Here is a 21282-nt window from a genome sequence, read left to right on the forward strand (position 1 = left end):
CGCCCGCCGTTCCGTGAACAGGGGCCCGCGAGGGCCCCTGTTCCGTCCAGGCGTCACTTCAGCTCGAAGAAGACCCGGGGGCCGCCCTCCTTGCGGGCGCGCTCGGAGCCCTCGGCCAGGAAGACCCGGCCCTCCTCCACCTGGCCCCCCTGGAGGATCCGCTCCCGCGCCGCCTGGACCCGGCGCCGGGCCAGGAGCTTCAGGGACCCGGCGTCCACCTGGACCCGGGCCAGGAGCTGGGCCTCCATGTCCGCGGCGGGGGGTTCGGGGGGCGCCTTGGCCCCCTTCTCCTTGGGTGGCGGGAAGGCTTCCAGCCAGGCAGCGCGAAGCCACTTGGCCCGGTCGTCGGCCGTCACGGGGCTGCCCTTGAGGCGGCCCAGCTGGGCCTCCAGCTCCTGGCGGCGGAGGGCCGGCAAGTCCTCGGCTTCGCTGGCCGTGCCTTCCAGGTCCAGGCGCAGGCCGGGCCGTTCGAACAGGCCCTTGCGGAGGGTCTCCAGGACCTTGGCCCCCTGGGCGTCGATCTGGTCGCTGCCCGGCTGGAACACGAGGACGCTCAGGTCCGCGTCCCCGCCGCCGAAGGCCTTCCCGATGAGGGAGAAGGGGCTGGTGGCGATCTTGGCGAACACATTGAGGATGGCCCGCCAGATCACCCGGCCGAGCCGGAAGTCCGGTTCCGCCAGGTCGCCCCGCACCGGCACATCCAGATCGATCAGGCCGTGGCGGTCCCGGAGGAGGGCCAGGCCCAGCTTGACGGGCAGGTGGACGGCGTCCGGGCTGTCCGTGCCCGGGCCCAGGGTGAACTGGTCCATGCGGATGCGGTTCTCACCCTGGAGCCGGGTGTCCTGGACAAGGTAGGTCATGCCCACCTCCAGCTTGCCCTTCTCGATGCCGTAGCCGAGGAACTTGCCCGCGTAGGGGCTCAGGGGGGACAGGTCCATGCCGTCCAGCCGGAGGGCCAGATCCGTGTACTTGGCCTGGGACAGGAGGTTGACCGTGCCCTTGGCGGTGAAGGCCGAGCGCCCGTCCACCTTGGCCTTGAGGTCCAGGGAGGCCCGGGCGCCGGGGTCCATGGTCAGCCGGCCCACCTGGAGGTCGATGGCGTCCAGGGAGAGGGCGGCCACCGGCTGGATGGACCGGTCCAGGAAGGTGAAGGCCCCGTGGTGGATGCGGAAGCCGCCGATCTCCGCCTTCAGGGGGGCGGCGGCCTGGGCCGGCTTCGCCGGCGCGGGCGCGGCGGCGGCCTGGGCGGCGGCCACGTTGGAGGTGCCCTGGGCCGAGAGGATGTAGCGGCCCGTGGGGCCCTCCCAGTCGATGCCGCCCAGGATCACGGTCTGGGGCGCCGTGCTGACCTGGATGCCCGTCACCTTCAGGGCGTCCCAGCCCGCCAGGGCCTCGCGGCCCGGCCCGTCCTGCGCCTTGAAGGCGTCCACCCGCGCGTCCCCCTTGAAGGCGTAGGCGTCCCGGGGGGCGTCGAAGGCCACGCGCCCGGATCCGGAGAAGCGGCCCGAGGTCATGAGGATGTCCGCGAAGGGTTCCAGGTAGCCGTTGAAGGGGGTCAGGTCCAGGTTGTCGGCCTTCAGGTCCACCTGGCCCGAGGCCTTCATGGGCGCCAGGCGACCAGTCGCCCGCAGGGTGCCCCGGCCGTTCCACCGCAGGCCGGCGTCCAGGTCGCAGGTCCCGTCCTTGTCCAGGCTCAGGCCCTTCAGGTGCACGGCGATCTGGTCCAGGCCCAGGTCGACGGGCCGCTTGGGGCCCTGATCCACGAAGCGCAGGGCGGCGTCCTCCAGGCCCAGTTCGGCGAGGGTGAAGGCGAAGGGCTTGTCGTCGGGCTTCTTGGGCTTCTCCTTCAGGACGGCCATGCGCTGGAGGTTGAGGGAGCCGGTGGCGTCCCGCCGCACGGTGAGCCGAACGCCGCGCACCACCAGGCTGGCCAGGCTGGCCTTGTTGGCCATCAGGTCCGCCTCCAGGCCCCGGGCCTGGGCCTGGGGCACCACGACGGCCGGCTCGGCCTGGCCCCGCTCGGCCAGCGCCAGGCCCGCGAGGCCCGCCTCGCCGTCCTTGAGGAGGAAGGCGTGGCGCCCCTCCCCCCACTGGAAGTCATAGGCGGCCTTGAAGTCCAGGGCGCCGCCCTGGAGGTCGAAGGCCACCTCGTCCCGGTAGAAGGGGGCGTACTTGGGCAGGTAGACGTTCTGCACGAAGAAGGACCCGGCGCTGCGCAGGGGCTCCACGGAGAACTGCCCCTGCCAGCCGAAGCGCTCGCCCCGCTCGGTGCTGCCCGAGAAGGCGTAGGGATTGCGGTTGTCCCGGGCCAGCCGGAACCCGTCGAGGGTGAGGCTGAGGGGGCCGAGGGTGGTCGCGAAGGGGGGCCGGGGCTGCTGGTCCAGCAGCTCCACCCGGGCGCCGGTCACGGTCAGGCGGCCGATCCGGATCTCCGGCGGCGGGCCGGAGGGCTTGGCCGGTCCGGGCGCCGGCTCCATCAGGTCCTTGAAGGTGGGCTCGCCCTGGGCGTCCAGGACGATGCGGGCGGAGAAACCCTCCAGGCGGATCTCCTGGAAGACGGGGGCCAGCCGGAAGAGGGAAGAAGCGGACAGGTTCACGTACAGCCGGTCCCAGCCGAAGAAGGGGGACCCATCCCGGTCCTTCACCCGGAACCCCTCCAGGGTGGCGGAGAGGGCGAAGGGGTTCGTCCGCACCCGGGCCAGGCTCACCTCCCGGTGGAGCTGGGCGGCCAGCCGCTTGGGCAGCTGGGTCCGGACGAGGGCCGGCAGGGCCAGGAACCCGAAAAGGCCATAGAGGATCACCAGGCCCGCCAGGATGCGGAAGGCCAGGTGCCCCAGGACGCGGCGGAGGATTCTGGAGGCGTTCATGCCGACAGACTAGCACTTTCGACGTCCGGACCGGCAGCCGTGAGGAAAGTCACACTCACCGTGAAAAAAGAGCGGCCCCCGGCTAGGATGCTCCCATCATCCATGGTCCCGAGGCCATGACTACCCATTTCGGGTGTGTCGGTCATTCGGTCGACCCCATTCAGGGAGAAACCAATGTCCACTCCGCGTCGCGTCGTCATCCTGGGAGCCGCTGGCCGCGACTTCCACAACTTCAACACGGTATACCGGGACAATCCGGACTACCAGGTCGTGGCCTTCACCGCCACCCAAATCCCGGGCATCGAGGGCCGCCTCTACCCCGCCGTCCTGGCCGGGAAGCTCTACCCCGCGGGCATCCCCATCGTGCCCGAGAGCGAGCTGGTCGACCTGATCCGGCGCGAGAAGCCCGACGTCGCCGTCTTCTCGTACTCGGACGTCACCCACGAGTACGTGGGCCACATGGCGAGCCAGTGCATCGCCCTGGGCGTCGACTTCGAGCTGCTGGGCGCCGACAAGACCATGATCAAGTCCAAGGTCCCCGTCATCGCCATCACGGCCGTGCGCACCGGCGCCGGCAAGAGCCAGACCACCCGCTACATCTCCAACATCCTGAAGGGCCTGGGCAAGAAGGTCGTGGCCATCCGCCACCCCATGCCCTACGGCGACCTGGCCAAGCAGGCCTGCCAGCGCTTCGGCACCTACGCCGACCTGGACCTCCACGCGTGCACCATCGAGGAGCGGGAGGAGTACGAACCGCACATCGACAACGGCTTCGTCGTCTACGCGGGCGTCGACTACGAGCAGATCATCCGCAGCGCCGAGAAGGAAGCCGACGTCATCCTCTGGGACGGCGGGAACAACGACCTGCCCTTCTACGCCAGCGACCTCCACATCGTCATCGCCGATCCCCTCCGCCCCGGCCACGAGCAGATCTACCACCCCGGCGAAGCCAACTTCCGCCGCGCCGACGTCATCGTCATCAACAAGTGCGACAGCGCCAAGGAAGAGGACATCAAGGCCATCGAGGCCGCCGCCGCCAGGCTCAACCCCAAGGCCGCCGTCATCCGCGCCAACAGCCCCGTGACCTGCGAGAAGCCCGAGATGGTCAAGGGCAAGAACGCCCTCATCATCGAGGACGGCCCGACCCTCACCCACGGCTCCATGAGCTACGGCGCCGGCGTCGTCGCGGCCCGCAAGGTCGGCGTGGGCTCCATCGTCGATCCCACCCCCTATGCCGTGAAGTCCATCGCCTTCACCTACAACAAGTACCCCAACGCCCGCGGCATCCTGCCCGCCATGGGCTACGGGCCCGAGCAGGTCGCCGACCTCGAGCAGACCATCGAGGCCACCCCCTGCGACGTGGTGGTCTCCGCCACCCCCATCGACATCACCCGCGTCCTCAAGGTCAGCAAGCCCATGGTGCGCGTGGCCTACGAGCTCGCCGAAGTGAAGCCCGGCCAGCTGGCCCAGCACGTCGAGAAGGTCGCCAAGGCCGCCTGCTGCTGCAAGTAGCCGATCCTGAAGCATCCGGAACGGGCGCCGGAAGGCGCCCGTTCTTCGCGTTCAGCCCTGCTTCCGGCGGCGGGGCTTGAAGCGCTTCAGGTAGTCCTTCAGGGCCGCGTCCAGGCCCACGTCCTTGCCGGCCTTCTCCGACATGAACCACTTGTGCTCCAGCACCTGGCAGTAGATCTCGGCGGCCTCCGCGTCGGTCTTCACGAGGGGGGCCAGGGCCTGCTGGGCGGGGTCCCAGGTCTCGGTGAGCCACCGGAAGGCGGCGGCGGACTGGGGCACCTCCCGCTTGTGGGCCTTGGCCATGCGGGCCCGCAGCTCCCGGATCTCGTTGAGCATGAGTTCGGCCTGGCGGTCCTCGGCCACGAGCCCCGTGAGGTCGTGGAGCCGGTGCCGGTGGTAGTCCCGGTCGGTGACGATGGGGCGCATGACCAGCTTGTCCCCGTCCCCGGTGGCGACGAAGCGGATCTCCTGCACCGAGAAGCCCAGGGCGTGGAGGGCCTTGATGCGGGCCTGGATGCGCCAGCGCTCGTCGGGCCTCAGCACCTCCTCCCGGTTCACCTCGTGCCACAGGCTCTCGTAGCGCCGGCGCACATCGGCCCCGAAGGTCTCGGGCCGCAGGCCCTCCGGCAGGGGCACGGCGATGGAGATGTCCAGGAGGTCGCCCCCCACGTTCTCCTCCATGATCATGAGGTCCAGGCGACGCTGGCCGTCCGATAACCGGTCATGCAGTTCCGAGGTCTCCGCGTCCACCAGGTAGGCCCCCAGCTGGCCCGCGTCCCGGCGGAAGAGCACATTGGAGAGGGAGCAGTCCCCCCAGTAGGCCCCGGCCAGGTGGAGGCGCACCAGCAGGCCCGCCATGGCGTCCAGGAGCCGCACCCGGTAGCGCTCCAGGCCCTTGTTCAGGAAGAGCACCCGGTAGGGGTGGGAGGCGTCCAGGTAGCGGGTGACCAGGTAGCTGCAGTCCCCCGCCGCCACGTGGCCCGCCGCCTCCACCGTGGGCAGGCGCCGGGCCTGCATCTCCAGGAGGAGGCCGTATTCCTTCTCGGCCAGCCCCGCCGGCAATTCCTTCACCGCGTAGAGGGCGCCGTCCCCGTAGTCCACGAACTGCACCTCGTGGCGGGAGAGGCCCCGGGGCAGCTCCAGGATCCGCTCGGTGGCACCGGGCCAGGCGGCCAGCGGCATGCCCCAGGGCAGGTCGAGGAAGTCCGGGTGGCCGGGACGGACATGGATGGCGCGAAGGCCGGTGGTTCGCTCGGGCATGCCCCATTGTCGCGGACCGCCCGGTCGATCACCATCCCCCGGATGCCGGTCAGGCCCCCGCGCGCCCGGTCGCCAGGAAGATGCCGAAGGTCCGGCCCTTCTTGGTGGTCTCCACCGCCCGGGCCACGGCCACGTCCCGCAGCCCCGCCGCCTCCAGCCAGGCGGCGATGTCCGCCGGCTCGAAGCCCAGGTGATGCACGTCCGAGGCGTCCTCCCCGTGGAAGGACCCGTCCTCGGGCTCCAGATCCGCCAGCGCGATCCGGCCGCCCGGGGCCAGGTGCCGGGCCAGCTGGACCAGGAGGGCCGGCACGTCCACCACGTGGTGGAGGGTCATGCTGCTGACGATCAGATCGTAGGGGCCGCCCAGGTCCCCCGCCCCGTCCAGGCGCCGCACCTCGACGGGCAGGCCCAGGGCCCCCGCCTTGGCGGCGAGCTGCGCCAGCATGCCCTCGGAGGTGTCCGCGCCGGTCATCCGCCCCACGTGGGGGGCCAGGGCCAGGGTCACCAGGCCCGTGCCGGCCCCGAAGTCCAGGGCCCGCCAGGCGGGCTCCGGCCGCACCCGGTCCAGGATGGCGGCGGTCACCTCGCGGGCCAGGACGACCCGGCGGTCCTCCTGGTCCCAGGTCGCGGCGGCGGCGTCGAAGCGGTTGGCGGGTTCCATGGCGGGTCTCCTCAGGCCTTCGGCCGGGGCTTGGCGGCGTCCAGGGCCCCGCGGATCACCTCCGCCTCGGCGGCGGTGAGCTTCGGCGCCCCTTCCTTCAGGAAGGCCAGGAACTGCCCGATCTCCGCGTCCGACCCGGGGTAGCCCAGGTTCTCCGGGGCCTTGCCGGCCTCGAGGACCCGCAGCGACGTGCCCTTCAGCGTCCCCTGGGCGTCCAGGATCCCGTAGAAGGGGATGCCCGACGGCGCGCCCCCGGTCCAGCGGGCGTAGAGCTCCGCGGCGCCGGGGTTGTCCAGGAGCTTCTTCTCGCCCCGCTCCTGCACCGTGAGCCACTGGACGACGAAGTGGCGGTCCAGGACCGCCTTCACCTCGGGCCGGGCCAGCACGCCCTCCAGGCGGCGGCACCAGGAGCACCAGGAGGCGTGGAAGGCGACGAAGACGGCGCGGTCGGGGGCCGCGGCCTTCCGGGCCGCGTCCAGGAGTTCCTGGGCGGGCCGGGCCGGTTCGGCGGCGAAGGCGGGAAGGGTGGCGGCCAGGACGGGTACCAGGAGGATCCGGGGGTTCATGGGGGGTCCTTTCAAGGGGCTGGCCCCATGATCCCACAGGGCCAACGGGGACCGGGAAGGTCTTCTATCGATTGACTTCCGCCCGGACCCGCCTACCATAGCCTCGGCCCACCCAAGGATATTGAATATTTAATAATATCGCGTCTCATTCTCGCCAGAGGAGGCTGCATGTCCGAACCGAGGGAAACCCTGTGGGAGACCATGAAGGCCAAGGGGCACAGCCGCCGCGACTTCCTCCAGTTCTGCAGCTTCGCCGCGGCCGCCGCGGGCCTGGGGCCCCAGGCCACCGCCGCCGTCGCGGAGGCGCTGGAGAAGAAGAGCCGGCCTCCCGTGCTCTGGCTCCACTTCCAGGAGTGCACCTGCTGCAGCGAATCGTTCATCAGGGCCAGCCACCCCGTCGTGGCCGACATCCTCCTGGACGCCATCAGCCTCGACTACACCGAGACCCTCCAGGCCGCCGCCGGCCACCAGGCCGAGAAGTGCCGGGACGACACCATGAAGAAGTACGCCGGCAAGTACATCCTCCTCGTCGAGGGCTCGGTGCCCACCGGCGCGGACGGGGCCTACTGCTGCGTCGGGGGCCGCAGCGCCCAGGACATCCTCAAGGAGGCGGCGGCGGGCGCCGCGGCCGTCATCGCCTGGGGCAACTGCGCCTCGTACGGCTGCGTCCAGGCCGCGAAGCCCAACCCCACGGACGCCACCCCCATCCACAAGCTCATCGGCAAGCCGGTGATCAACGTGCCCGGGTGCCCCCCCATCGCGGACGTGATGGCTGCGGTGATCGTCCACCTCCTCCTGTTCGGGCGCGGCCCCGAGCTGGACGCCCAGGGCCGGCCCCGGGAGTTCTACGGCCGCCGCGTCCACGACACCTGCTACCGGCGCCCCTACTACGACGCGGGCATGTTCGTGGACGCCTGGGACGACGAGGGGGCCCGCAAGGGCTACTGCCTCTTCCACATGGGCTGCAGGGGCCCGGTGACCTACAACGCCTGCGCCGTCACCAAGTGGAACCAGTCCACCAGCTACCCGATCCAGTCGGGCCACGGCTGCATCGGGTGCTCCGAGAACGGATTCTGGGACGCCTCCCCCTTCTACCGCCACCAGCCCATGGTGCAGGGCTTCGCCATCGAGCGGACCGCGGACGCCATCGGCGCCGCCCTGGGGGTGGGCGTGGCCGTGGGCGTGGCCGCCCACGCCGTCACCACCAACATCCGCAAGCGTCCCGTCATCAGTGAGACCGTGAAGGAATCCGCCCCCGCCGGCCAGGTCGAGGAAGAAGAGGCCAAGTGATGAACAAGCGCATCGTCATCGATCCCGTCACCCGCATCGAAGGCCACCTCCGGATCGAGGCGGTCGTGGAGAACGGCGTCGTGAAGGACGCCTACAGCGCCGGCACGATGGTCCGCGGCATCGAGAAGATCCTCAAGGGCCGGGATCCCCGGGACGCCTGGGCCTTCACCGAGCGGGTCTGCGGCGTCTGCACCACCGTCCACGCCCTGGCCAGCTGCCGGGCCGTGGAGGACGCCCTCGGGATCACCGTCCCGAAGAACGCGGAGCTGGTGCGCAACCTCATGTTCTGCGCCCAGTACCTCCAGGACCACGTGGTCCACTTCTACCACCTGCACGCCCTCGACTGGGTCGACGTGGTCTCCATGCTCAAGGCCGACCCGGCCGCCGCCTCGAAGATCGCCCAGTCCCTGTCGCCCTGGCCCAAGTCCAACCCCGGCCACTTCGCCGCCGTCCAGCAGCGGCTCCGGAAGTACGTGGAGAGCGGGCAGCTCGGGATCTTCGCGAACGGCTACTGGGGCCACAAGGCCTACAAGCTGCCCCCCGAGGTGAACCTCATCGCCGTCAGCCACTACCTGGACGCCCTCGAGTGGCAGAAGGACATCGTCAAGATCCACGCCATCTTCGGCGGGAAGAACCCCCACCCCAACTACCTCGTGGGCGGCGTGCCCTGCTCCTTCAGCACGGAGGAGGTGGGCGCCATCAACACCGAGCGCCTCAACCACGTGGCGAGCCTCATCAAGGACGCCATCGCCTTCGTGGAGCAGGTCTACGTGCCCGACCTCCTGGCGGTGGCCTCCTTCTACAAGGACTGGGGGGCCATCGGCGGCGGCCTCGAGAACTACCTGGCCTACGGCGACCTGCCCACCCGGGGCTACGGGGACGTCTCCTCCTTCCTGCTGCCCCGCGGCGCCATCCTCGGCCGGAACCTGAACGAGGTCCACGAGGTCAACGGGAAGAACGAGGAGGAGATCCGCGAGTACATCAGCCACAGCTGGTACCGCTACGCGGGCGGGGACGACAAGGGCCTGCACCCCTGGAAGGGGGAGACCGAGTTCGCGTACACGGGCCCCAAGCCCCCCTACGAGCAGCTCGACGTGGAGGGCCGGTACTCCTGGCTCAAGACGCCGCGCTGGAAGGACCACCCCATGGAGGTGGGCCCCCTCGCCCGGATGCTCGTGGCCTACGCCAAGGGCAACACGGACGTGAAGGAGCTCGTGGGCGCCGTCCTCAAGAAGCTGGACGTCCCGGTGACCGCCCTCTTCAGCACCCTCGGCCGGACCGCCGCCCGCGGGGTCGAGACCCAGGTGGTGGCCCACTGGATGAAGGGGTTCTTCGACGAGCTGATCGGCAACATCCGCAACGGCGAGCTGCGCACCCACACCCGCCACGCCTGGGACCCCGCCACCTGGCCCGCCGAGGCCCAGGGCGTCGGCCTGACCGAGGCGCCCCGCGGCGCCCTGGCCCACTGGATCCGCATCAAGGACAAGGCCATCGACAACTACCAGCTCGTGGTGCCCAGCACCTGGAACGCCTCCCCCAGGGACGGCAAGGGCCAGCGGTCCTCGTACGAGGCCGCCCTGATCGGCACCCCGGTGGCCAACGTGGACCAGCCCGTGGAGATCCTGCGGACGATCCACTCCTTCGACCCCTGCCTGGCCTGCGCCGTCCACCTGTACGATCCGGACGGCAGGCAGATCCACCAGGTCCAGTTCAACTGACGGGAGGCGGCCATGACCTCCACCAACGCGACCTACCGGCGCGTCTATGTCTGGGAGCTCCCCGTCCGGGCCTTCCACTGGATCAACGGCATCGCCGTGGCCCTCCTGATGGCGACGGGCTTCGCCATCGGGAACCCCGTCCACGTGGACATGGCCCAGGAGGCCTCGGGCCAGTACTGGTTCGGGGCCGTCCGGTTCGTCCACTTCACGGCGGCCTGGGTCTTCCTGGTGAACTTCGCGGCCCGCATCTACTGGGGCTTCGCGGGCAACCAGTACGCCTCCTGGAAGACCTTCATCCCCACCTCCCGCGGGACCCTGGCCGAGATCCTGGAGGTCCTCAAGGTGGACATCTTCCAGACGCGGCTCAAGGGCCACGTCCACCTGGGCCACAACCCGCTGGCGGGCGCCATCTACTTCGGGACCTTCTTCCTGTTCCTGTTCCAGGTGGCCACCGGCTTCGCCCTCTACGCGCCCATGAGTGGCAGCTGGGTGGCCAAGGCCTTCGCGTGGGTGGTCCCCCTCCTGGGCGGGGACCAGAACGTGCGCCAGTGGCACCACATCATGCTCTGGTTCTACGTGCTCTTCTGCATGGTGCACATCTACCTGGTCTTCTACCACGACTACATCGAGGGCCGGGGCACCACCTCCTCCATGGTCGGGGGCTGGAAGTTCGAGCGGAAGGAGCGGCGTGAAGGCCCCTGACGTCCTGGTCCTCGGCATCGGCAACACCCTCCTGGGCGACGAGGGCGTGGGGGTCCACGTCGTCCGCGCCCTCGCGGCCGCCCCCGCCCCGCCCGGGGTGACCTGCCTGGACGGCGGGACCGGCAGCCTGGTGCTCCTGGAGCCCATGCAGGCAGCGGGCAGGCTGGTGCTCGTGGACGCCACCGCCGACGGAAACCCGCCCGGCACCGTCCGCCGCCTCCGGCCCCGCTTCAGCTCGGATTTCCCCCCCAGCCTCGCCGCCCACGACATCGGCCTCCGGGACCTCCTGGACAGCTTCTACCTCCTGGGCGCCCCCGAGCCGGACGTCGCGCTGATCACCGTCAGCATCGCCCTGCCCCAGGACCTGGCCACCGAGCTCAGCCCCGCCGTGGCCGCCGCCGTCCCGGAGGCCGTCGCCGCCGTCCTCCGGGAGCTGCCCGCGCTTCCCAAGGCCGGTCCGGTCGCCTAGGCTGTGTTCGGAATCTATAGATTAGATAAATAGTTAACTTGTACTCATACGTAAAGGCTCGTACACCACGAATTTTCCTGGGGTAACGATGCCGAGAAGTTTCCTGACCGATGCCATGTGGGCAAAGCTTGAACCGCTCCTTCCGCCAGAGCGTGGAGGGATGGGGCGATCCCGTCACCCCAACCGTCCCATGGTGGAGGCGATCCTGTGGAGGCACAGGACTGGGGCGCCGTGGAGGGACCTGCCGGAGGAATTTGGACCTTGGACAAGCGTGTACACGCGATTTGAGGCCTGGGCCAAGCGCGGCGTGTGGCAAAGGATCCTGGAGTTCCTGCGCAAGGAAGCCGACCTGGAGTGGGTCATGCCGGATGGCACCATCATTCGCGCTCATCAACATTCAGCAGGCAAAAGGGGGGGCTCTGGAACCAGGCGCTCGGACGATCTCGGGGTGGATGCTCGACCAAGATCCATTTGATCTGCGATGCCCACGGTAATCCTTTGGATTTCCTGGTCACTCCGGGGCAAGCCCATGAAAGCCGGTCTGCTGAAGGATTGCTGTGCGGTTGGCAGGCAGAGTACGGGTTCGGAGATCGGGCCTACGATGGGAACCCGGTAAGGAAGGCGATCGAGGCCATGGGTGCGACAGCCGTCATCCCACCTCATCCCCGGCGCAAGAATCCGGCGGCCTGGGACTCACACCTATACAAGGCCCGCCATGCCATCGAGCATGGGTTCGCCAAGCTCAAACAGTTCAGGGCGCTGGCCACCAGGTTCGACAAAACGGCGCGAAGTTTCTCAGCCCAGGTGGCTTTGGCCTGCATCGTGATCTGGCTGAGGCTATGAGCGGAGGGTGACAAGCGTTCCGGATCCTCATTGATCCTATGAAACGCGGAGGCGCGGAGGATCTCGCAGAGGGTCGCGGAGGAAAGCGCTCCTGGAACCTGCCACCTCCCAATGACACGTCCCAACGGGAGGCGTGATGGGAAGGCATTGGGGAGAGGTCGACGGGGAGGATCATCCGCACAAGGAGATCACCCAGGCCATCATCGGGGAGGCCATCGAGATCCAGAAGGCTCTGGGGCACGGACTCCTGGAAGATCCCTACAAGGTCTGTCTGGCGCACTCCCTGAGACTGGCCGGCCATAAGGTGAAGCGGGAGGTTTTCCTGGATATCGAGTGGAGGGGGCTTGTGGGCTTGATCCTTTCTCCGCGAGCCTCAGCGAGATCCTCCGCGCCTCCGCGTTCCAATAGGATGCTGCGAATGCGCGGCGCCATCAGGCACTGCAGCACAGACTCACTATTCCAGCTCCCCCATGCTCCGGCACGGATGGGGATTAGCCATTACTAGCCTAGATTACGAACACACCCTAGGCTTCTTCCATGCACACCGCTTGGCAGTACCTCACCGTCGCCGGGGCGGCCTTCACGGCCGGGACCCTCAACGCCATCGCCGGTGGCGGGACCCTCGTGTCCTTCCCGGCCCTCCTGGGCATCGGGCTCACGGGGCAGCAGGCCAACGTCACCAGCACCCTGGCCCTCTGGCCCGGCTCCGTGGGCGGCTTCATCGGCCACCGGGGCGACCTCAAGGGCACCCGGAGCTTCGCGCTCCGGCTCATGCCCCCCTCGCTCGGCGGCGCGCTGGTGGGGGCGGGCCTGATGCTCGCCACCCCCGCCAGCACCTTCAACCTGCTCATCCCCTGGCTCATCCTCACGGCCACCCTCCTCATGGCCGCCAACGATCCCATCCAGCGCTTCCTGGGCGCCCACCCTGGAGGCGAGCGGAGCCGGGCCTGGTGGGTGGGCGCCGTGGGCTTCCAGTTCCTCGTGGGGGTCTACGGCGGGTTCTTCGGGGCCGGCATCGGCATCCTCATGCTCGCCGCCCTCTCCCTCCTGGGGCTGAGCGACATCCACCAGATGAACGGGCTCAAGAACTTCCTGTCGCTCTCCATCAACGGGATCGCCATCCTCTGCTTCCTGGCCGGCGAGGCGGTCTTCCGGGCCCACAACATCGTCTGGAGCGCCGCCGCCGTCATGGCCGCGGCCGCCATGGCCGGGGGCCTCTTCGGGTCCCACATGGCCCACCGCGTCGGCCGGCGCACGGTGCGGGTCATCGTCATCCTGGTGGGCTTCGTCCTCACCGCGTGGTACTTCCACAAGGTCCACGGCTGAGCCCGGGGGCCCTCACCCCCGCGGCGGCCCCAGGAAGAACCACGGCTCCCGCAGGAACTGGCGCCAGATGACGGGCAGGAGGCGCACCTTGCCCGCGATGCCCCGGGCGCGCATGGCGGTGCGGAGGGCCAGGTAGAAGGAGACCCCGAAGTTGCAGACGCCGATGACGGCGACGCCGGCCAGGCCCCAGGCGATGTCCCGCCAGGGGGGCGCGTCCTGCACGGCGCAGAGGGCGAGGGAGGCGGCGTTGAGCGTCACGTGGCGCACCTCCAGGTGGATGCCGGCGAAGGCCGCCGCCACGGGGAGGAAGCCCAGGAGGAAGCCCAGCACCAGGTAGCCCACGACGCCGCCGAAGTGGCGCCGGGTGAGATCGCCGACGCGGGCCGCGGCCTCCGCGCCCAGGACCGCCCGGAGGCGGCGATGGGCCGCCAGGGCCTCGGGGAGCCGCCGATAGGCGCTCCAGTTGGCGGCCCAGCCGGAGGCGAGGCTGGCCATCCACAGCATGACGCCGGTCAGGATGGCGTAGGGGATCGTCCACGACAGGAAGGGGTGCATCCCGTGGAGGCTGTGGGCCGCCGTCGCGGGGTCCACCCAGGGCCGGCCCGTGGCCCAGCGCCAGGCCAGGGCCATCCCCGCGGTGACGGGGAGGGTGACGAGGACGTTGCCCAGGGTGGCCATGACCTGGCTCCGGGTGATGCCGGCGGCCATCTCCCGGAGCCGGGACAGGGCGTGGGCCTCCTCCAGCGCCCCCGCGAGGGTGGCGGCCGTCATCGCGGGCTGCTTGGAGGCGAGGGTCAGGTGGGCGAACTGCATGGTGATGAAGCTGGCCGCGTAGTTGGCCGCGAAGGCGACCCCCGCGGGGAGGGGCGCCATGCCCAGGCCCGGGATGGCGTACTTGAAGAAGGCGGTGAAGGCGGTCACGATGCCGCCCCCGCCGGCCGAGACGAAGGTCCGGGCCCATTCGGAACGGGTCAGGGCGATGTAGTGCTCCCCGGTCTGCCCCGCGTGCTCCACCACCTTCCGGGCCATGAGGCGCACGCTCTCGCGCACGAGGGATCCGAGGCGGCGGTTCCGCGCCTTCTGGCGCACGAGCTCCGCCGCGAAGGCCTGGCCGTCGAGGTCCCCGCGCCCCAGGGCCGCCAGGCGCGCCATGCGCGTCATGGTGGCCTCCAGCAGGTCGAGCCGGTACACCAGCTCGGTGCTGATGCCGTGCGTCTCCATGTGGGCGAGGCCCGCCGCCATGCGGGCCGCGCAGGCCCCGAGCAGGCCCTCCCAGCCCGGGTCCCGTCCCTCCCGGAGGTCGGCGGCCGCCTCGGGAAGCCGCGCGAAGGGGGAGTCCAGCTCCCGGTCCCGCGGCCCCAGGCCCAGCAGGTCCCGGCTCAGGCCCAGGGCCGCGGCGCGGTGGGCCAGGAGCTGGACGGCGTCCCACAGGGCCGGCCCCGGCACGGCCAGCAGCTCCCGCCACGGCCCGCGGTCCCGGGGCAGGCCCTCGATCCAGTCCCCGTCCCGCTCGTCCAGGGGCAGGCGGTGGAGGAGGGCGGAGAGATCCCCCGCCTCGTCCAGGCTGGGCACCATCCCGTCCAGGACGCGCTCCAGGGCCTCCCGCAGGAAGGCGCCGTGGACGGGGAGGCCCGCGTCGGCCAGGAGCCCCACGGCGCTGGTGTGCGTCCAGACCTGGCGGATGCGGGCCCGCCAGGTGTCCGCCATGGGATGGTCCTCGAGGTGGGACCGGAGCTCTTCCAGCCTGCGGCTGCGGGGGGAATCGGGCCCGCCCCGGGGGGAGGCCTCCAGGACCCAGCGGAGGAGCCCCTCGAACCAGGCCTCGTCGGAACCGGGTGCCGCCAGGACTTTCTTGAGGAGGATGGAGGTCATGGAAGGTCTCCAGGACCGATCCTCTCATGGCTCCGTGAAACGTGCCGTTCATGGCAGAATGGGCCCCATCCTGGGGGGGCCATGACGTCCGGCTGGGGCAATGGCGAAACGGTGCTGGTCGTCGACGACGACCGCAACACGCGGCTGGCCTTGAACCGGGCGCTCGTGCGCGAGGGGTACACCGTGCACGGCCTGGCGGACGGAGCCGATGTCCTGGCCTACGCCGAGCGGCGGCGGGCGGACCTGGTCATCCTGGACGTGATGATGCCGGGCCTGGGCGGCATCGAGGCCTGCCGCCGCCTGCGAGCCATGCCCGGCTGGGAGCACACCCCCGTGCTCATCCTCACGGGCACGGACGTGGAGGAGGCCTACGCCCAGGCCCAGAGCTGCGGCGCCGACGATTTCCTCGCCAAGCCGGTGCGCCGCCAGGAGCTCCTCCTGCGGGTCAAGTCCCTCATCCGGGTGGGCCTCCTCGTGCAGGACCTCAAGACCAGCGTGGCCACCATCGAGGACCAGAAACAGGTCATCCTCCAGGGCCGCGAGCTCCAGGACCGCCTCCAGGCCTTCCTCCTCCACGACCTCAAGAACCCCATCGCGGCGATCCTCCTCCAGGCCGAGATGCGGGCCGCCGCCGAGGGGCCCGACCGGGAGGCCTGGGGCCGGGTCCTCGCCGGCACCGAGCACCTCATGAAGCTGGTGGTGTCCTGGATGGACCATCTCCGGTCCCAGCACGCGGGGATCCAGCCGGATCTGGCGGAGGTGCAGGTGGCGCCCTTCCTGGACGCCGTCCTCGCGCGGCACGCCGTCCTCTTCGGGGCCCGGAAGGTGAGGGCCGGCATCCAGCCCCTGCCCCCCGGCTTCCGCCACGCCATGGACCCGGTGCTCATGGACCGCGTCCTGGACAACCTGCTCGACAACAGCCTCCGCTACGCCCCCGAAGGGAGCCTCCTCGCCCTCGGCGCGGACCGGGGCCAGGATGGGTCCCTGCACCTGTGGGTCGCCGACCACGGCCCGGGGGTTCCCGAGGACGTCCGGGGGCGCATGTTCGACCTCTACGCCCAGCTGGAGACCCGCCATGGGACCTTCCACGCCCGGCACAACCGCGGCCTGGGGCTGGCCTACTGCAAGGCCGCCGTGGAGTCCCATGGGGGACGGATCTGGGTGGACGACAACCCCGGCGGCGGCAGCCGGTTCCACGTCGAGCTGCCCGACGTCTGCCGGTTCCCGCGGGCCTGAGCGGGCTCAGCCCGGATCCAGCCGTCGAGGACCTGAAAGAGAGCTTGCACCATTCGCAAGGTCTGATTTTTGAAGCAGCCTGCTGAAGCCAGATCCCCGTTCACCCTGGCCTCAGCCGGGATGCCTGTTCGAGTCGAGCCCTATCAATGGCGGAATCCGGGCTCAGTCCGGGGACTCCAGGGCGGCGGTCCAGGCCTCGGCCCGCGGCCCCAGCAGCGCCTGGACCCGCCCGGGATCCGGATCGCGGACGAGGCCGAAGACGGCGCCGTCGCCATGGGCGGCGGACAGGACCTCCACCGCCGAGACGATGCCCGCGGGGCCGGGAGGATCCAGGTCGGGGGGCGCGTGGTGGGCCGCCACGGCCTGCACGACCGGAGCCGGCAGGGCCCACAGGCCCAGGATCCAGGCGCCCACCTCCCCGTGGTGGACGCCCAGGACGGACATCTCGGCCGCGACGATGTCCTGGCCCGAGGCCATCAGCCCGCGGACCGCGCCGTAGGCGTCGGGAAGGGCGGAGGCCAGGATGAGGAGTCCCACGTCGTGGAGCAGGCCCCCGGTGAAGCAGTCCCCCTGGACCTCCCGGGGAAGGCGCTCGTGGCGGGCGATGCCGCGGCTGGCCAGGGCCACCTGGAGGCAGTGGGACCACAGTCCGCCCACGCTGAAGCCCGCGGGCAGGTCCGTGACCTGCCCGAACACCCCGTGGACGAGGGCCAGGCCCTTGAGGGTGTCGATCCCCAGGTAGGCGACGGCGTCCGCCGGGTCGGACACATGTTGCCGGAGGCCGAAGTAGGCTGAATTCACGACCTTGAGGACATTCGCCGCCAGCCCCGGGTCCCGCTTGACCACCCGGCCCAGGTCCGCGATCTTCACGTCCTCCTCCTCCAGGAGGGTCTGGATCTCCTGGTAGGCCGCGGGCAGCGCCGGGAGCCGGCGCACGCCGCCCAGGATCCGCCGCACGGCCTCGTTCCGCATGGCCGAGGCCGTCCCGGCCGCGGACCGGATCACGGCCCGCAGGGTCTCGGGCTCGCAGGGCTTGGCCAGGTACTGGTGGGCCACGCCCTCGGCGTGGAGCATCTGGGCCGCGCTGGAATGGCCCGTGAGGATCAGGCGCACCACCCCCGGGTACCGGTTCATGACCTGGCCGAGGAAGGCCGTGCCGTCCATGCCCGGCATGCCCAGGTCGGCCACCACCACGTCGAAGGGCGCCAGGGAGAGGCGCTCCAGGGCCCGCTCCCCGCTGTCGGCGAAGGCCATGTCCCATTCGCCGCGCAGGCCCCGGAGCTGCCGCTCCAGGGCCTGGAGGACAAGCGGTTCATCATCGACGAAGAGGATGCGCGTGCGGCCCGTCATGGGGGACCCCGGTTTCCGCCCAGGATACCGGACCTTCCGCCCTGTCGCGCCGGATATCAATATCCCCTGGAGGCTGCCGATAGGATTGGTAGGATCGATGTCACCATGCCCGACCCCGGAATGCAGGTCCCCCAGCCCCGCGGCCTCCTGGTCGTCGAGGACGACGCCCTCGCCCGCGAACTGACCGCCCGGACCCTGCGCCTCGGCTTCCCGGACCTGCCCGTGGGCGCCTGCGCCTCCCTGGGCGAGGCGCTGGCGCGGATGGGGGCGAACCCGGTGGACATCCTCTTCCTGGACCTGGGCCTCCCCGACTGCAAGGGGCTGGAGGGGCTCTCCATGATCCGGGCGGAGGGCTTCGACCCGGCCGTGGTGATCCTCACCGCCCGGGACGACCGGGAGCTGGCCCTGGAGGCCATCCGCGCGGGGGCCCAGGACTTCCTCGCCAAGGGGGAGGTCTCCACGGGCGCCCTGGTGCGGGCCGCGCGGTACGCCTGGGAGCGCAAGACCACGACCGCCAGCCTTCTCCGGGCCCAGGCCCGCAGCGCCGAATCGGAGCGGACCCGGCTCTCCACCGAACGCCGCCTGCGGGAGAACGAGGAGATCTTCCACATCATCTCCGACCACGCGGGGGACCTGGTCTCCCTGGTCAACCGCGAGGGCCGGCGGGTCTACCAGAACCGGGCGTACGTCAGGCAGCTGGGCTATTCGTTCGACGAGCTCGAGGCGACGGGTCCCCTCGAGCTCGTCCACCCCGAGGACCGGGAGCGGGTCCGGAGCAGCATCGCCGAGGCCCTGGCCAGGGGCCGGGAGACGACCCTCCAGTACGGGATGCGCCACCGGGACGGGTCCTGGCGGCAGGTCGAGAGCCGGATCACCCCGGTCCAGGCCTCGGGCGCCGTCGACGGCCTCGCGGTGGTGGTCGCCCGGGACATCACCCAGCGGGCGGCCCTCGACCTGGACCTGATGCGCGCCCACGCCATCAAGAACCTCGTCCTGGAGAACTCCATCCTCGGCATCGCCTTCATCCGGAAGCGCATCATCGAATGGGCCAATCCCCGGTGCGGCGAGCTCCTGGGCCTCCCCATGGAGGCGATCGTCGGCCAGACCACGCGCGTCCTCTACCCGGACGACACCGCGTACCAGGCCCAGGCCCCCGCCCTCTACGCGGCCCTGGAGCGCGGCGAGCCCACCGACGACACCTGGGAGACGGCGCGCAAGGACGGCACCCGCTTCTGGTGCCGGGTGGTGGGACGGGCCCTGGATCCCACGCAGCCCGACGAAGGCTCCGTCTGGATGTTCGAGGACATCACCCCCCGGGTCGCGGCGGACCAGAAGCGCCTCCGCCTGGAGGTCCAGCTCCGGCAGGCCCAGAAGCTGGAGGCCATCGGGCAGCTCGCCGCGGGCATCGCCCACGAGATCAACACCCCCTCCCAGTACGTGGGCGACAACCTCAAGTTCCTCACCGACGCCTTCCGCGACGTCCTCGACGCCTTCGAGGCCGCGGAAGCCGCCCTGGCCGGGACCCTGGACCCGGCGGAGGCCCGCCGCGTCATCGACGAGGCCGACGTCGCCTACCTGGGGACGGAGATCCCCCGCGCCCTGGAGCAGTCCACGGAGGGGATCGCCCGGGTGAGCCGCATCGTGCGCGCCATGAAGGACTTCTCCCACCCCGGGGGCGAGGCCATGGTGCAGGTGGACCTGAACCGCTCCATCGAGAGCACCGTCACCGTCAGCCGCCACGAATGGAAGTACGTGGCCGATCTCGTCCTCGACCTCGACCCCGGACTGCCCCCCGTCCTCTGCCACCCCGGAGAGATCAACCAGGCCGTGCTCAACCTGGTCGTCAACGCGGCCCACGCCATCGCCGACGCCGTGCCCGCCGGCGCCAAGGGCACCATCACCGTCTCCACCGCCCTGGAGGGCGACATGGCCGCCATCCGCGTGCGGGACACGGGGACGGGCATCCCCAAGGCCGTCCAGGCCCGGATCTTCGACCCGTTCTTCACGACGAAGGAGGTGGGCCGCGGCACCGGCCAGGGCCTGGCCATCGTCCACAGCGTCGCCGTGGAGCGCCACGGCGGTTCCGTCGCCTTCGAGACCGAACCGGGCGCGGGCTCCACCTTCATCCTCCGCATCCCCCTCCACAAGCCGGCCCAGGAGACGAACGAATGAGAGACAAGGTCCTGCTGGTCGACGACGATCCGAACATCCTGTCCGCCTACACCCGGAACCTGAGGAAGCGCTTCCAGATCGACACCGCGCCCGGGGGCGCCGAGGCCCTCGAGCTGATGCGGACCTCCGGCCCCTACGCCGTCATCCTCTCGGACATGCGGATGCCCGGCATGGACGGCATCCAGTTCCTGTCCATGGCCCGGACCCTGGCCCCCGACACCGTGCGGATCATGCTCACGGGCAACGCCGACCAGCAGACCGCCATCGAGGCCGTGAACCGGGGCCGCATCTTCCGCTTCCTCACCAAGCCCTGCGATGCCGACGACCTGGCCCTCACCCTCGAATTGGCCATCAAGCAGTACCAGCTCGTGGCCGCGGAGCACGAACTGGTGGAGGGCACCCTGAAGGGCAGCATCGCCCTCCTGGTGGAACTGCTCTCCATCGCCGACCCGGAGGCCTTCTCCCGCGCCCAGCAGCTGGCGCCCCTGGCCCAGCGCATGGCGCGGGTCCTGAACCACCCCTCCCCCTGGATCGTCAACGTCGCGTGCCTCCTCAGCCGCATCGGCCTCCTCACCCTCCCCCCGGGCGTGCTGGCCCGGGTTCGCCAGGGCGAGGCGACCCCCCAGGAGGTGGAGGCCATCGAGCGGTTGCCGGAGATCAGCTCCAACCTGCTCCTCCACATCCCCCGCATGGAGGGGGTGGCCCAGGCCATCCTCTACATGACCAAGGAATACGGCGGCGCGGGGTTCCCCGAGGATGCCATCCGGGAGGACGCCCTGCCGCTGGCGGCCCGGATCCTCAAGGCGGGCTCGGACTTCCTGGACCTGCGCGCCTCCGGCCACACCCCCGGCGCCGCCCTGGAGCGCCTCCGGGAGGGGGCGGGCGTCCACGACCCCCGGGTCCTGGAGGCCCTGGGCACCGCCCTCCTGATGCCCGAGGACGGGGCCCCGGTCGCCGGGGACGCCCCGCACCTGGCCACCCACGAGACCGTGCAGGCCGGCCAGACCCTCGTCGAGGGGGTCCAGACCCGGGAGGGCATCCTCCTCTACCCCCCCCAGACGCGGCTGGGGCCCACCCACCTGGAGCGCCTCAAGAACTTCGCCCACCTCGTGGGCCTGAAGGAGCCCTTCCTCGTCCTGGGCGGCCCCCCCGAGGTGCCGGTGGCCTAGAACCCCCGCAGCAGCAGCCGCACCAGCCAGGCCAGAGCCGCCGCGCCCGCGAGGGCGAGGAGGACCCGCCCCACCCAGGGGGAGGTCCGGCGGGGTTCGCCGGAGGGCTGGCCCAGGGCCGGTCCGAAGAGGATGGCCTGCCAGGGCGCGGTGCCCACCGTGGGGGGCGGCTTCACGGCGTCCTCCTGGAGGGTGACCACGTGGGTCTCCTGGGCCTCGCGGCGCCGGGCCTCCAGGGCTTTGGGATCGATGCGGTAGAGGTCGTTCAC

17 protein-coding genes and 1 pseudogene are annotated in these 21282 nt (G+C 70.7%); 11 read left to right on the plus strand and 7 right to left on the minus strand.

Annotated elements, in window-relative coordinates:
• Positions 1 to 53: 53 nt before the first annotated feature.
• Positions 54 to 2867: a DUF748 domain-containing protein gene (locus R2J75_RS13910; protein WP_316410402.1), complete on the minus strand. Its 2814-nt coding sequence runs from the start codon at positions 2865 to 2867 to the stop codon at positions 54 to 56.
• Between the two features lie 174 nt (positions 2868 to 3041).
• Here R2J75_RS13910 and R2J75_RS13915 point away from each other — a divergent pair, with 174 nt between their 5' ends.
• On the plus strand, positions 3042 to 4379 hold the full coding sequence (locus R2J75_RS13915; protein ID WP_243331443.1) for a cyclic 2,3-diphosphoglycerate synthase: 1338 nt from the start codon (positions 3042 to 3044) through the stop codon (positions 4377 to 4379).
• A 51-nt stretch (positions 4380 to 4430) separates the two neighbouring features.
• Here R2J75_RS13915 and R2J75_RS13920 read toward each other — a convergent pair whose 3' ends face one another.
• The 3 genes from R2J75_RS13920 to R2J75_RS13930 are packed head-to-tail and all read right to left on the minus strand — an operon-like array spanning position 4431 to position 6866.
• Complete coding sequence (locus tag R2J75_RS13920; RefSeq protein ID WP_243331440.1) at positions 4431 to 5639, minus strand: DUF4032 domain-containing protein; 1209 nt, start codon at positions 5637 to 5639, stop codon at positions 4431 to 4433.
• Between the two features lie 49 nt (positions 5640 to 5688).
• Positions 5689 to 6300 carry a class I SAM-dependent DNA methyltransferase gene (locus tag R2J75_RS13925; protein WP_316410403.1) on the minus strand — a complete coding sequence of 204 codons (612 nt, stop codon included), beginning with the start codon at positions 6298 to 6300 and terminating at the stop codon, positions 5689 to 5691.
• Between the two features lie 11 nt (positions 6301 to 6311).
• On the minus strand, positions 6312 to 6866 hold the full coding sequence (locus R2J75_RS13930; protein WP_279342687.1) for a thioredoxin family protein: 555 nt from the start codon (positions 6864 to 6866) through the stop codon (positions 6312 to 6314).
• A 168-nt stretch (positions 6867 to 7034) separates the two neighbouring features.
• Here R2J75_RS13930 and R2J75_RS13935 point away from each other — a divergent pair, with 168 nt between their 5' ends.
• The 7 genes and pseudogenes from R2J75_RS13935 (at position 7035) to R2J75_RS13965 (ending at position 13214) form a co-directional block, all read left to right on the plus strand.
• A complete protein-coding gene (locus R2J75_RS13935; protein ID WP_243346154.1) occupies positions 7035 to 8156 on the plus strand; it encodes a hydrogenase small subunit in 1122 nt (373 codons plus the stop codon).
• Positions 8156 to 9874 (plus strand): nickel-dependent hydrogenase large subunit, encoded by a 1719-nt coding sequence (locus R2J75_RS13940; protein WP_243331435.1) that lies wholly within the window; start codon positions 8156 to 8158, stop codon positions 9872 to 9874. Before R2J75_RS13935 ends, R2J75_RS13940 begins: the two co-directional genes overlap by 1 nt.
• A gap of 12 nt (positions 9875 to 9886) precedes the next feature.
• Positions 9887 to 10576 carry a Ni/Fe-hydrogenase, b-type cytochrome subunit gene (gene cybH, locus R2J75_RS13945; protein WP_243331433.1) on the plus strand — a complete coding sequence of 230 codons (690 nt, stop codon included), beginning with the start codon at positions 9887 to 9889 and terminating at the stop codon, positions 10574 to 10576.
• Positions 10563 to 11045: a hydrogenase maturation protease gene (locus R2J75_RS13950; RefSeq protein WP_316410404.1), complete on the plus strand. Its 483-nt coding sequence runs from the start codon at positions 10563 to 10565 to the stop codon at positions 11043 to 11045. Before cybH ends, R2J75_RS13950 begins: the two co-directional genes overlap by 14 nt.
• A 115-nt stretch (positions 11046 to 11160) precedes the next feature.
• Positions 11161 to 11888, plus strand: a pseudogene (locus tag R2J75_RS13955) (IS5 family transposase).
• Between the two features lie 136 nt (positions 11889 to 12024).
• Entirely contained in the window at positions 12025 to 12393 is a 369-nt protein-coding gene (locus tag R2J75_RS13960; protein ID WP_316410405.1) for a GxxExxY protein, read from the plus strand.
• Positions 12394 to 12425: 32 nt separating this feature from the next.
• The gene (locus tag R2J75_RS13965) at positions 12426 to 13214 is read left to right on the plus strand and encodes a sulfite exporter TauE/SafE family protein (protein ID WP_243331430.1); all 789 of its coding nucleotides are present in this window, start codon (positions 12426 to 12428) and stop codon (positions 13212 to 13214) included.
• 12 nt (positions 13215 to 13226) lie between these two features.
• Here the strand turns inward: R2J75_RS13965 and R2J75_RS13970 are convergent, their stop codons facing one another.
• The gene (locus R2J75_RS13970) at positions 13227 to 15086 is read right to left on the minus strand and encodes a hypothetical protein (protein ID WP_316410406.1); all 1860 of its coding nucleotides are present in this window, start codon (positions 15084 to 15086) and stop codon (positions 13227 to 13229) included.
• Between the two features lie 81 nt (positions 15087 to 15167).
• Here R2J75_RS13970 and R2J75_RS13975 point away from each other — a divergent pair, with 81 nt between their 5' ends.
• Positions 15168 to 16322, plus strand: coding sequence for a hybrid sensor histidine kinase/response regulator (locus R2J75_RS13975; RefSeq protein WP_316410407.1), 1155 nt, complete (start codon positions 15168 to 15170; stop codon positions 16320 to 16322).
• A gap of 162 nt (positions 16323 to 16484) precedes the next feature.
• Here R2J75_RS13975 and R2J75_RS13980 read toward each other — a convergent pair whose 3' ends face one another.
• The gene (locus R2J75_RS13980) at positions 16485 to 17672 is read right to left on the minus strand and encodes a response regulator (protein WP_243331424.1); all 1188 of its coding nucleotides are present in this window, start codon (positions 17670 to 17672) and stop codon (positions 16485 to 16487) included.
• 105 nt (positions 17673 to 17777) lie between these two features.
• Here R2J75_RS13980 and R2J75_RS13985 point away from each other — a divergent pair, with 105 nt between their 5' ends.
• Positions 17778 to 19844, plus strand: a complete 2067-nt coding sequence (locus tag R2J75_RS13985) for a PAS domain S-box protein (protein WP_316410408.1) — start codon at positions 17778 to 17780, stop codon at positions 19842 to 19844.
• The gene (locus tag R2J75_RS13990; protein WP_316410409.1) at positions 19841 to 21013 is read left to right on the plus strand and encodes a response regulator; all 1173 of its coding nucleotides are present in this window, start codon (positions 19841 to 19843) and stop codon (positions 21011 to 21013) included. The genes R2J75_RS13985 and R2J75_RS13990 overlap by 4 nt, the downstream gene beginning before the upstream one ends.
• Here the strand turns inward: R2J75_RS13990 and R2J75_RS13995 are convergent.
• Positions 21010 to 21282, minus strand: coding sequence for a hypothetical protein (locus tag R2J75_RS13995; RefSeq protein ID WP_316410410.1), 273 nt, complete (start codon positions 21280 to 21282; stop codon positions 21010 to 21012). The two genes, R2J75_RS13990 and R2J75_RS13995, sit on opposite strands and share 4 nt — an antisense overlap.

This window comes from Mesoterricola sediminis (assembly GCF_030295425.1).
In the GTDB taxonomy this organism is placed as follows: Bacteria; Acidobacteriota; Holophagae; order Holophagales; family Holophagaceae; genus Mesoterricola; species Mesoterricola sediminis.